At 37.0% G+C, this 12,769-nt stretch carries 11 protein-coding genes; 7 read left to right on the forward strand and 4 right to left on the reverse strand.

Going from position 1 to position 12,769, the window contains the following annotated elements; translation table 11 throughout:
* Positions 1-8 precede the first annotated feature (8 nt).
* The gene (locus FJ366_00640; protein ID MBM3894097.1) at positions 9-407 is read right to left on the reverse strand and encodes a 4'-phosphopantetheinyl transferase superfamily protein; all 399 of its coding nucleotides are present in this window, start codon (positions 405-407) and stop codon (positions 9-11) included.
* Entirely contained in the window at positions 404-1,936 is a 1,533-nt protein-coding gene (locus FJ366_00645) for a YifB family Mg chelatase-like AAA ATPase (GenBank protein ID MBM3894098.1), read from the reverse strand. Before FJ366_00645 ends, FJ366_00640 begins: the two co-directional genes overlap by 4 nt.
* Before the next feature lie 286 nt (positions 1,937-2,222).
* Here FJ366_00645 and FJ366_00650 point away from each other — a divergent pair, with 286 nt between their 5' ends.
* The 7 genes from FJ366_00650 to FJ366_00680 all read left to right on the forward strand — a co-directional run bounded on the left by FJ366_00650 (position 2,223) and on the right by FJ366_00680 (position 11,219).
* Positions 2,223-4,292, forward strand: a complete 2,070-nt coding sequence (locus FJ366_00650; GenBank protein ID MBM3894099.1) for a hypothetical protein — start codon at positions 2,223-2,225, stop codon at positions 4,290-4,292.
* A gap of 151 nt (positions 4,293-4,443) precedes the next feature.
* A complete protein-coding gene (locus FJ366_00655; protein MBM3894100.1) occupies positions 4,444-5,397 on the forward strand; it encodes a hypothetical protein in 954 nt (317 codons plus the stop codon).
* Between the two features lie 66 nt (positions 5,398-5,463).
* The gene (locus tag FJ366_00660; protein MBM3894101.1) at positions 5,464-5,919 is read left to right on the forward strand and encodes an NfeD family protein; all 456 of its coding nucleotides are present in this window, start codon (positions 5,464-5,466) and stop codon (positions 5,917-5,919) included.
* A complete protein-coding gene (locus FJ366_00665) occupies positions 5,916-6,911 on the forward strand; it encodes an SPFH/Band 7/PHB domain protein (protein MBM3894102.1) in 996 nt (331 codons plus the stop codon). The genes FJ366_00660 and FJ366_00665 overlap by 4 nt, the downstream gene beginning before the upstream one ends.
* 54 nt (positions 6,912-6,965) lie before the next feature.
* A complete protein-coding gene (uvrC, locus tag FJ366_00670) occupies positions 6,966-8,513 on the forward strand; it encodes an excinuclease ABC subunit C (GenBank protein MBM3894103.1) in 1,548 nt (515 codons plus the stop codon).
* Between the two features lie 311 nt (positions 8,514-8,824).
* Positions 8,825-9,691, forward strand: coding sequence for a hypothetical protein (locus FJ366_00675; protein MBM3894104.1), 867 nt, complete (start codon positions 8,825-8,827; stop codon positions 9,689-9,691).
* Between the two features lie 553 nt (positions 9,692-10,244).
* Positions 10,245-11,219 carry a hypothetical protein gene (locus FJ366_00680; GenBank protein MBM3894105.1) on the forward strand — a complete coding sequence of 325 codons (975 nt, stop codon included), beginning with the start codon at positions 10,245-10,247 and terminating at the stop codon, positions 11,217-11,219.
* Here FJ366_00680 and FJ366_00685 read toward each other — a convergent pair.
* Together FJ366_00685 and FJ366_00690 are read right to left on the reverse strand one after the other, a co-directional pair.
* Positions 11,209-11,316, reverse strand: a complete 108-nt coding sequence (locus FJ366_00685; GenBank protein MBM3894106.1) for a hypothetical protein — start codon at positions 11,314-11,316, stop codon at positions 11,209-11,211. The genes FJ366_00680 and FJ366_00685 overlap by 11 nt on opposite strands.
* A 3-nt stretch (positions 11,317-11,319) precedes the next feature.
* The gene (locus FJ366_00690) at positions 11,320-12,762 is read right to left on the reverse strand and encodes a hypothetical protein (protein ID MBM3894107.1); all 1,443 of its coding nucleotides are present in this window, start codon (positions 12,760-12,762) and stop codon (positions 11,320-11,322) included.
* Positions 12,763-12,769 lie beyond the last annotated feature (7 nt).

Raw genomic sequence — 12,769 nt, forward strand, 5'->3', positions numbered from 1 at the left:
ATAAGAAACTAACACGCACTCAAAACAACAACCGCCGACGAACAGCAGCCCTCATGGGAAAGAGAAACAGAAATATCATGCAGGCCTGCAAGAAATTCACTTGTAATCATTATTAATGGCTGGTTGTTTTCTTTTTTTTCCACAAAAAAAGAACGCGAAAGTGTCAAAAATGGCGGAATATCACTCTTTTTTTGTATCACAAAAGATGAATAGGCCTTAAAAAAAGCCTCTTTCACCGCGTACCGGGAAGCCAAAAAAAGCTTTGCTCTTTCAGCATTTTGGAGAAAAAGTTCTTTAAATTGCGCAACCTCTTGTGGATGAAAAACTCTGAGCAGCATACGATCTGAATACAAATACCAATGTAAAAAACGGTTGTTTTTTACAATATCAATACCAACAAAGGTCATTTCGATTGGTGCCTATCAAAACATCGATACGAAAACGCTTCTTTAAGATGTGATTCATTAATTTTTTCTGACGACTCAAAATCAGCAATTGTTCGCGCTAATTTTAATATTTTATGATACGAACGCATGCTCAGACCCAAACGATCAAACATTTTTTTTACCAAAAGCTCAGCATTTGTGGTTAATGTACAAAATTGCTCGATCTGGCTTGGAGAAAGAAGCCCGTTGGGTATATCGCCCTGGCGGTTGCATCTAAATGCTCGAGCGATATCAACTTCTGCTTTCATCTCGGCGGAAGTTTTTTCTGTGGTTGAAGAATTTTTTAGCTCATCATATGACAACGATGCGACTCGCACATGAATATCAAGTCGATCAAGTAACGGCCCGGAAAGTTTTCCTAAATACTTTTCGATTGACTGCGAACTGCAGTTGCACTTTTTTGATTCATCACCATAAAAACCACACGGACAGGGATTGAGCGCTGCAACCAGCAAAAATGAGGCGGGAAAATCAACTGAATATTGAGCCCTGGAAATATGAACCACCTTTTCTTCCAACGGCTGGCGAAGAGTTTCGACCGTCGTACGTGAAAATTCTGTTAATTCATCCAAAAACAAGACCCCGTTGTGAGCCAAGCTAATCTCTCCTGGCTGCGGATGAGAACCTCCACCAACAAGACCAACTTGCGAAATGGTGTGATGTGGCGCACGAAATGGACGCGAATAGACAAGTTCATCTCGCGAGAATTTTCCAGCAACAGAATAAATTTTTGTAGTTTCTAACACCTCGGCAAACGTTTGCTGCGGTAATATGGTAGGAAGTCTTTTTGCAAGCATTGTTTTTCCACCCCCAGGAGATCCAATAAACAATGTATTGTGCCATCCCGCAGCTGCAAGCTGTAACGCTCGCTTTGCTTGGCGCTGCCCTTTTACCTGAGAAAAATCATCCAAAAAACGTTGCTGAACGGCAAGTAATTTTTTAAGGTCTGTCACTGAAGGCTCAAGAGTAATCTCACCTCGAAGCCACGCCACGAGTTGAACTAAATTTTCAACCCCAATAACCTCAATTCCTTCTATCAATTGAGCTTCGTAAACATTTTGTAATGGAACAACAACGCGTTTTTTGCCAAATCCCAACACCCCATGAACAATCGAAACGGTTCCAATAATTGGTCTAATTTGACCGTCCAGCGACAATTCCCCAAGAAATACCGTTTCATCCAAAAAACTTTTATCCAATTTTACAAGCTGAGCAGCTTGCAACAACGCCACCGCAATAGGAACATCAAATAATGAATCTTGTTTTTTAAGATTAGCAGGCGCCAAATTAACCGTAACCAAACGATCAGGCATCTTAAGGCCACAATTCTTAAAAGCTGCGCGAATACGGTCTTTACTCTCTTTGATAGCCTTATCGGGCAATCCAACAATAAAAAAATTTACCAATCCAAACGATAAATCAACTTCAACTTCGATCAACGAAGCATTAACCCCAAGGGTTGTTGCAGAAAAAACTTTTGCGTGCGCCACAATAAAAAACTTTTAAATCAAAAACGAAAATCATATAAATCATCTAATCTCAAGACCCCAAAAAATCAAATAACTGTAACAATCTAAGCTTTTCCCTAAAATATGCACATCTTCATCCCTACAAACAATTTTAAAATCTTAATCTTTTCAATGCGAATCAACCTGTTTTATAAAAAGCGGAAAAAGCGCTCTATTTTTAACATTTTATAAAATAATAAAAAAACAAACCCAATACATAAACTAAATCCTCTCACATCGCTCTTTTCTATAAAAAATTAAGGAATCTATGAAATTTATACAATTTTTACTACTCGCCTGCTCGTGCTGTTTTTTGCTCAACTCAGCACCAAAAAGAAGAAAACCCAAACAAAAAGCTGTTGCAACAACAGCCGTCGAGCCTGAACTAACAACCGGCGGAGGTGACGAAGCTGCAGCCGGCGGTGCAGAAGCTGCTCTTGCAGCTATCGACACTACACTCGATCCACGAGTAGCTCACATTCTCGATAAAAAACAACAGTATCTGTACCTCAATTCAAAAGAAATTGCTGAATACGAAGCTGGAATAGATTCCTTTACCCTCAAAATCGCGCCAAAAGGATTTCGCGTTTTGAGTATCACTGGCAAAATGTCCAGAGAAAATCAGGGATTTGTTAAAAACAATCAATTAACATCTGTCCAAGAATTAAAAAAAACTCTCGGTCAAATAACCCAAAATTTGCCTGTAATTGTAGCAACAGCACGCCCACCTGCAAGAACAGAAGACCTCTCTAGAATCTTTGAACGAATTGATAATGCATTTCGCTTGCTTGAACCAAAATTAAAGTTTACCTCTGTAACCGTTTCAAACGAGATACATTTTAAAAAACTGTTGCTCGAAATTGTCGATTTTATAGAAGCTATTGCATGGTTTGTTCATTACTCTCAAGCCACAGATCCCTTATTCATAATAAGTGTTGATAGCGTGCTAAAAGGCATTCGTGGCATGTTTGGAATAATGGATAGAGCTGTTGCCATAAAAAACATGCGTAAAGATGTAAGCCTTGCAGCGGCAGATACGCTCAAAGAAAGTTGCTTGAGTGAACTTCTTGCTCCACTGCTAACACATGAAGCAGCCGCAAGTTCTCCGATTGATCAAATTCAACAAGCAACAAGAATCCTCAGCGAAGAATATGGTCCCATCATGAGAGATTTTTACCCAGATTCTGTGCGCAATAAAGCATTATTTGATTTTTTTTCACTTGATGACACATGCTGGCTCTCTTTAGCTGCAATAACTCAAATCGAAGACATCTCAAAAAAAACACCTTCTCAGCTCAAATGTGAAATAAAAACAAAACTAAGCTTAATTATAACGACTCTTGTATTCACAATAATTAAATACCTTCAAGAGCAAGCCGCTTCTGGTAATGACGCTAGTCATGCTTGTTTTGAATATTACACCCAAGAATCAATTCGTTTGTTCTCTTGCCACAATCCTCAAATCAAAGACGCTTTTAAGTCAAAACTCTCAAAACTAAAAGAACAATTTCTTGCAATACACAGACCTTCCCTAGATTTTGTAACTGACTCCCTTAAAGCGTCTACGGACAGCCTGCTCTTCTGCCTATGCTCAAGAACAGTTCTTCCCCCTCCAGAGATTGTGCACGATGAAGCAATAGCAAATTGTGTAGAAATTTTAAAAAGGGTAAATCGCTTTTTCAAAGAAAAAGAAGATTTGTCTCTTGAAAAACTTACACCGTTACTTCATGGAGAAATTCCTGATCGAGACTCCCGACGCAAAATGATGCCTGCGCACACTCGAGTTGACGTAATGGTGATCCCATCGTATAGGGATGAAAGGACACTTCCCTTTTGTGAAGATATTTCACAATTCAAACTCGTGCTTCCAATGGCAAGAATGAAAGACCTTGCAAGAGTTCCAGATTGGATGATATATATCACGAGAAACTTCTCTCAAGAAGACTCCTTCTTTGATTCGATAATCAACTCCCCTCAAATGTTTAACTATAAATATGAACAAAAAGATACAACTGCTATTCTTGCCGACTTAGAAACGCTTTGCTTGAGATACAAAGAAAACGCCGACTCTCAAGACTTACTTCTTGATGGCCGGCCAGGGCTTTCTATCACCAGACTTATGGCTATTTTTTCAAGCCTCAAGCAGCTCATCTGCACTCAAGGCCAAATACCACTACGTATAAAACTAGATATCTGGAACAGAGCCATGGACATGAATCTAGAAATCACAGATCTTCTGCAAGTTGAAGCATGGCTGAAACAAATAGACCCTTCATTTCATGGAATTGAATTTCCAGACGTGGAAACCGAAGAATACGATGAAGAGGAAGAATCATAAGAAAATAAATCAAAAAGTGTGGTTAACTAAGTTTTTTAATCTAAAAATTAAAGCGATTTTGTTAACCACAAACTTAATTGACCGTCAATCACGGTAAAAGATACGCTAACTTGATGCTTAAAAAATTTTATGCTGATTCATACTTGAGCGCATGAGAATTATTTGTATTTTGTTTTTATTGGTATCGATCTCCGCAAATTCGCATCCGTGGAAAATAACCTCTACCAATGGCGTTATTGTGGAACCGTCTAACGGTCGATTTGGCGATAGTCTTCTTCATTTTTGCCACGGACTCTATTTTGCTTTCAAAAATGGCTATACATTTTTTTACAACACATTCAAACACTCAGATGAATTGGTACTAACAAACGTGTTTGAAGAAAACCCTTCTCAAGATGGTCTTTTTAAAAAAAAAATAATTTTTGAAGAAAATGAAAAAAAAGCTTTATGCAAAGAAGAACCACTCAACACCCTTATTTGCATCCCCTACTTTTCCGAATCCTTTTTTTCACCACTTTTCTATGTCGACTGGGAAAACCCTGAATTTAAAAAAATATTAAAATCTTTGGTTACCCCTGTTAAAAAACTTTCACTAATTCATCCACCCAAAAACATCCTTTCTGTAGCTGTTCACATCAGGCGTGGCGGCTCATTTGAACACTGGAAACCAAGCCAAAAACACGGATACCATCTCTACAAAATTCCAGAATTAGAATTTTACATAGATCAAATAAAAGTTCTTTATACCCTTTTTAACGAACAGCCTCTTTATGTACACATTTTTACCGACGATGAACATCCTGCAAAAATAGCCCATACAATAAAAAAGGCATTAAAAAAATCAGATATCACTATCGATTATCGAAGAGAAAACAATCATCACAACACAAACGTCTTAGAAGATTTTTTTTCCATAATGCATTTTGACGCACTCATTCGCCCAGATTCAAACTTTTCAATCATGGCAGAAAAATTAGGTGATCACGCTGTCATCATCTCGCCAGGGGATTTTAGAGCAGACTTAATGATTCAATATGGTTCAATTAAAGTCACAGACTCGTTTAAAAATATACGAAAAAAATACCTTATTTTACCTCAAGAATGACAAAACCTTTTAATCGCGCTAAGCTAAAAACAATAAGAACGATGCTTCAGCTGGAACGGAACATCTATGATTTTAACACCTTTTTATCTTTGGACACTTATCGGCATAGTTCTTATTCTTCTAGAATTATGTTCGCCTGGCCTTTTTGTTTGTTTAGCTTTTGGAATCAGCGGACTTTCAACTGGATTGCTATCATTTTTATTCAAAGATTTCTCATGGCATCAGGAATTTTTCGTTATCTATGGAGCGATTATCTTCTTTGTATTAAAGCTTAAAATCGAACATTTTAACTATTCTCACAAGCAAAACCCTCATATCACAAGCAATATACAATCGCTGATTGGAAAACAAGCACACCTGGAACAACCGCTCAGTCCTGGCGAATGCGGCTATGCATATGTAGAAAAAGAACTCTGGAGCTGTAAAAACAATAGTCAAACTATTTTAACTAACGACGTTGGTGTAATCGTTGTAAATATTCAAGGAAATACGCTTATTCTTAAATCAAAGGAACTCTCATGAGCATTTTATTAGATTTTGGCTTTTTAGCCTTCATCACAACTTTTATTTTGTTTATCATCATCAAAGGAACGTATCAAGTTTCACAGGCTGAAGTAATAGTTATTGAACGTTTTGGTAAATTTCACTCTATTTTGGACTCAGGAATTCATTTCACTGTGCCATTTATGGACGCGCCACGCATAGTACACTGGACGTTTTTTAAGCAAGAAGCCAATTCAAAGCGATATTACAGTTATATTCAGTCGGATTATCGTATCGATCTACGAGAAACAACGTATGATTTCCCTCGCCAAAATGTAATCACCAAAGATAACGTCACAATGGAAATTAATGCACTTTTGTACTATCAAATTACCGATCCTGTGCGTGCTGTTTACGAAATTAACAACTTGTCTCTGGCAATTGAAAAGCTCACACAAACAACACTTCGTGATGTGATCGGATACATGGATCTTGATGAAACACTCATTTCTCGAGAAGCAATTAATCATAAATTACGCATCAGACTTGATGAAGCAACTGACAAGTGGGGCGTAAAAATTAACCGCGTTGAACTACAAGAAATTAACCCTCCACACGACATTCAAGTTGCCATGGAAAAACAAATGAAAGCCGAACGTGACCGTCGAGCACATATCCTTGAAGCTGAAGGTCTTAAAAGAGCTCAGATTCTTGAGGCAGAAGGTTATCGCCAATCCAAACTTGAACGCGCAGAAGGTGAAGCTCAAGCTCAACTTGCACTCGCTCGAGCAGAAGCAGAAGCAAAGCTCCTTCTTGCAAAAGCAGAAGCTGATTCTATCAACTTCATCAAACAAAGTCTGCCCGATGCCAATCCTGCAAACTATGTTATTGCAACTAAGTACATAAAAGCATTTTCTGAAGCGATGGCCGATTCTAAAGGAAAAACAATTGTTGTTCCATACGAAGCTGCAGGGTTTGCAGGTGCAACAACCGCGCTCAGAGAAATCTTAAATACGAACATTCAAAAATAATAAACTCTAAGTAAACTAGGCCTGATTCGTCAGGCCTAGTTTTTTATAAAAATAATGAATGAATTTATTAAAAACCAAATTAATAAACTCCCCCACACTCCTGGTGTTTATTTTTTCAAAACCAGTCAAACAGAAATGCTTTACATCGGAAAAGCCAAAGATCTGCGCAATCGATGTTCATCATACCTACAGCCTAAGGCCGATGATCTAAAAGGCTTAACTATCGACCAAACAGCAACTCATTTTGAATTCAAGGAAACATCTTCAGAACTTGAAGCGCTCTTACTCGAAGCCGAACTTATTCAACACCATCGTCCACCCCTGAATGTATTACTCAAAGATGGACAACCCTTTCTCTATTTTCTCATAACAACCGAGACCGTCCCACGACTTATTCTTACCAGGACAAAAAAACTTAAAGGCTCATACTTTGGGCCGTTTATCGAAAAATCACAAGCTCGATCTTTGCATGCATTTTTACTCAAAACATTCAGACTCGAAACATGCTCGCGCAAAATGCCACACGGCTGCTTGCGATACCACATGGGGATTTGCGCCGGCACCTGCAAGCCAGATTTTGATCTTACTGAATACAAAAAAAGGCTAGATTTGATTAAAAATCTGTTTGTCAGCGGCAATAAAAAGCTCTTTGCAGAAATTGATTCTCTCATCGAATCTCATAACGAAAAAATGGAATTTGAAGTATCAAAAAAACTAGTCGACGCAAAGATGCAACTTACAAGTTTTCTCGCACACAAAACATCAATTCTCAACTGGCGAAACTCGCTCGAAGAATTGACCTCTCGTCACATTTGGATTAAGCATAAAAATCATGTCTACTTGCTTGAAGAGAAAAAATTAAAATTCAGCATAACGTACACTTTTTTGGCAGATTCAGATGAACCAATCGATACCTTTATGAGCACCTACTACCAACAATATCAACCACCTCGCGAACTCATGTGTAACCAAGAGCTAGAAAATAAATTATTAATTTCTCAATTTTTAAAAACACGATGGAATCAGCCTCAAGAAACACTTTTTATTGATGCACACTCACACCACCTTGACCACATCATGTCACTAGCCCTTCTTGAAGTTGCCAATAAAGCTCAAACAAAAAACGATTCCGCTAAAGATCTTAAACAATTTTTAAATCTCAATTTCGAACCACATGTAATCGACTGTTTTGATATTTCACACCTGCAGGGAACTAATATTGTTGCCTCCTGTGTGCGGTTTGTAGATGGCGTTCCCTTCAAAAATGGCTGCCGAAAATTTATTATTCAATCTTTGACCAACCAAAATGACTACGCAGCACTCCAGGAAGCAGTCTCACGCAGATACAAGAACCAAAATGAATTACCAGATCTTATCCTCATCGATGGAGGCAAGGGACAACTTAATGCGGTGAGGGCCGTTTTTGATCTTGTACATCTTGCAAGTATTGCAAAGCGCGAAGAGCGCATCTTTTCAGACACGCTCCCCACAGAAGGAAAACTCGTAAATCGTAAAAGCAAGGGGGGCAAAACCCTTATGGCCATTCGTGATTATGCTCACCATTTTGCTATTTCGTTTCAACGCAGCCGAAGATCAAATTAAATTGATTAAATAAAAAAATCACAAAAAAGAAGTTCAGGTAAGTATCCTAATCAATGAAGATAACGCTCCGCTTAAAAGGGAGCTCTTTTTTATAAAAAAACCCCATATTTAGCGATTTTTTTATAAAGATTGGCCAATCATGGCGAAAAACTCAGAAAGCTAATCCTCTCGATAAAATCCTCAAATGAAGGGTAAAAACACAAAAAAGAGCAAAAAAACCACATTTCAAATAAAAAAAAGCAAAATAAATATTTTCTTCTTAAGTGCTAAGCTATATCAATAGGTCAAAAAATTAATATAAAAATAACGATATGCAGCTCTTCTTCATAGCGCTCATTATTTTAAGCATCTTTGATCGTACAATAGAAAACGCACGATATTGCCTAACCAAAGAACCGATAAATCATGAAAGCATACTATCCAAAAATATTAGTTTGCAAATTCAAGAGCTGTGCGCAGAACAACCAAATAAATCTGCTCAAGCATGGCTATTTTTTGCTCATGGATACCCAGGCCCAATAAATCTTACCCGAGACGAAGCCCAAGAAAATCTTTTATCTCAAAGTTTTTTTCTCCCACCATCAATTAATTTTTATTCATACGCTCCAGGGTTATGCTTTTTGCGCAACATAACAAACCTAGGACAAGGAAATGATATAGCTCAAATAGAAAAACACTTGCGCGCCTTTATTGAACATAAAAAAAATCACGCCCCTGATAAACCTCTTATCGTAATGGGGCATTCTAATGGAGCCTCTTCTTTAATTGTTACTCTCTGCAAGCATCCTGAATTGGCCAATAATATTGCTCACATTATTTTACTTGCGCCTTATGCAAATATTTTGGACAACAGATATAAATCTATTTTTAAAAAGAAAAAAGAAATGGTTAGCGCCATTCAAAAAACAATTGCTCCTGGCTATTCACCTGATGAAAAAAACCCAATCGAATGGATATCTTCTTGTTTGCTGCCTAACCAAAATATCCCAATTACACTTATTCATGCGCAAGATGACTCTTTTATCAACATCAGTCACTCAAAATTAATTAAAAAAACACTGCGATCTGCTAAATACGCGAATGTATCACTGTTTACAATTCCTAATGGAGATCATCAATTCAATACGGAGTGTGGCCCCCTTGATATCATTCACGATAAAATCATGCGGTTTTTATAATAAAAAAGTTTACATACCCCATTTTTATTTTTTTAATACTTATTGCTAACTCAAATTCTACTACGCCGCCTAAACAATTTTTTCTGCAGACACCTTTGAAACAACAAAGCATACCACTCTCTATTTCGCTAAATAACGTCACAAAAGATATGGGCAAGCTTGCTAAAACTATTATCAATCCAATTGGATTTTGCTACATAACTATTTTTTCTTTTTTGCTAATACGGCACACCCTAATTGCGCTTGAATGCAACTCTTCAAAATCTTTTTTATGGCGATTTTATATGCAGCTTTTTAAACAACAAAAAAAGATACTCTATCTGGTTGATAAAGTAACAAAAATAGTTATCGCATGTAATGTTATATGTCTTATTTTTGAAATCTATTATCGTAAAAAGTATCTCTAATAAGAGATTTAATAAAAAATTGATTATTTTCAACAAGCCTCTTTTTAAAAATCACCGACAACAGTAGTAACCCTACATCGGTTAGACAAAAAAGCATTTTTGAGAAACACTAAAAATTCAAATTATTAACCTAAAAAGCTCTTTTTATGAAAAAAACCTTATATTTAGCTATTTTATTTATGATAATCGGCCAAGTATGGCCAGCCAAAACAGAAGATTCATGTTCTTCAGAAAATCCCCCAACACAAAAAGGTTCTTGGTTAATCCCCTCAATTCAAAAGGTATTATTAACTCTAGGTGGACTTTACGGACTAGCTCGCTGGACTATTACCAAAAAACAGGGCGAACTGGAATTGGCGACCTGGATCGGCGGGAAATATGCTCAATCTAAAAAAAATCCCAAGACTCAAATTGTTTTTTTTAGGGGAGTTGCTGCCGATGACCTTGACCCAGACCCATATCAAGCTGAAGTTTTATTCAGTAAATTTTTGCCCGAAAATAAGTATCGCTTTTTCGCTCCAGCATTTAAATGCCGCAGACGATTTATTTCATACGCACAAAAGTGGGATATTTTTCAGTGTAAAAAAAATTTAGAAGCTATTTTTGCTCTCAAAGAAAATGATCAAGTAAAAACGATTGTTTTTGCTCAATGCAACGGAGCTTCTACCCTTATCGCAACTCTTTTTTCTTACCCTGAACTTGCAAACAAAATTGCTGGAATAATTTTATTTGCGCCGTACGATGATATTTCAGAAGTTGGGAATGCTCAAAAAATTCCAAAACAACTCTACTCAAAAACCATCATAAAACGTTCATTCCAAGCAGTTTGTGCGCCAAATTACTCACCTAGACAACCTACGCCATGCCAACTTATTGCCACAAAAACAGTTCGCGCAGATTTACCAATCGTGCTCGTTCATGCTGCAGACGATCATATTATTCCATCATCAGAATATGAAAAAATACGCGACTGCTTTATGGCTCATGGATACACATGTTTTCATGCAATTCAACGAAATGTAATGGGACATCATTCCTACCAAGTCTGGCGCGATAGTGAATCTCAAGAGTTTCAAGCTCAGCTACAAGGGATTATTCAAACGCATATGCTTAATAGTTAACACTTTTTTTTGAAAGCAAGTCCCTAAACTCCAAAATATCTGCTGGCTGACAATCTAAATGCTTACAAATACTTGCTAGAGTTGAACACTTAATCACCGCTTATTCGATATCCTTCGACCTACATTCGATCCAAAATTTTCGCTTACCTGAAAGGTTCAAATTAATCTTTTGATAAGCTATCGCATACGCAAAAACAGCTACATCAAAAGGGAATTTATATGGCTCTAGATAATAACTACTTTTGGTAAGCCGCTCTGTAATTGTGCGCTTGCCGATCCCTAAAAACCCTTTATACCTGTACACGCAAGAGCAGCTTTTCGAATGGGTTAAATAAACGATAACCCGAGCATTCTCATCAACTCCAATTTCATTTAGACAAGCCCTATTCAAAATAATTTTATCATCAAACCATCCGTTTTTAATTATTATTTCTGATTTTTTAGATTCAAGAGAGCAGAAAATCTGTGGCGCGAAAATTCCGAAAAAAAACGCTAATGCAATTGCTAGCGAATACCACACTGTTTTGAAATAGTCAGACAGCCACCATTCATTAACAGTAAAAACATCTTCCTTAAGATAGAAAAAACATCCAACAGCGACTAATACAAACAGCAGCCCTGCATATAAATAGATGTCATACAAAGATCGAACAACCAAACCATCAGATGTTTTCAAAAAATCAGATCCCATGGGAATTAATGAAGACTGAAGAAAATAAAACAAACCCGTAATTGTTAAACAAAATGTTACAAAAATTATGCCAACCCTAACAAACATACTTGGACTCAACACCACAGGCACATCTCCATCAACCGCATGATCGGGAGAACCCTCAGTGCAATACTCTTTTTGATATACACCATGGTTCTCTTCTTCTTGCTCAGCATCCCACGATGCTTGGATTTCTCCCGACGGCAAATTATCCACATTTAAATCTATTATTCCCGATGCAATCATATTCGCAAAAACCGCCAGCTGAAGAGGTGAAAATGATGTATCAATATCACAAAAATCTTCTTTGAATGTTTCCGTTAGAAGCTGTTTAGAATTTATTTTTTTCAAGCAAATACAATTTTCAGTATGATTTAGCTTTACCTCAACATAAGAACCTGTACTGCTAGAAAATTCAACTGCGCAAATACATCCGGCGTCCAGCAAAATTGTATTTGCCCAAGCAGATTTAAGCTCAATCCCATTCGAATAAATCAGAGCAGAAAAATTCATTCGAGCCAAAAATGGAACTAACAAAAGCATAACAACCAGCAAAATGACACTCAGAGCAAGAACGAGTGCTACAAACTGAATGTTGGTAAAATAAAATTCTTCTTTCCAAAAAAATTTTGAAATCCAAATCATAGCCATTCCAAAAAAATAAAGTTTAAAAAAACCTATAAAATATGCTGGATAAGAATGCCTCACTCGAATTGGACCATTTTCAATCAATACAAAATCTAATCCAAAGGGAACCCAATAATTTTTTCTGATCCAGTATGTTAATCCCAGAAAAGCTAGCAAACCAATAACAATTACTAGATACAACACGCACAAC

It is taken from the genome of Candidatus Dependentiae bacterium, from assembly GCA_016871815.1.
In the GTDB taxonomy this organism is placed as follows: domain Bacteria; phylum Babelota; class Babeliae; order Babelales.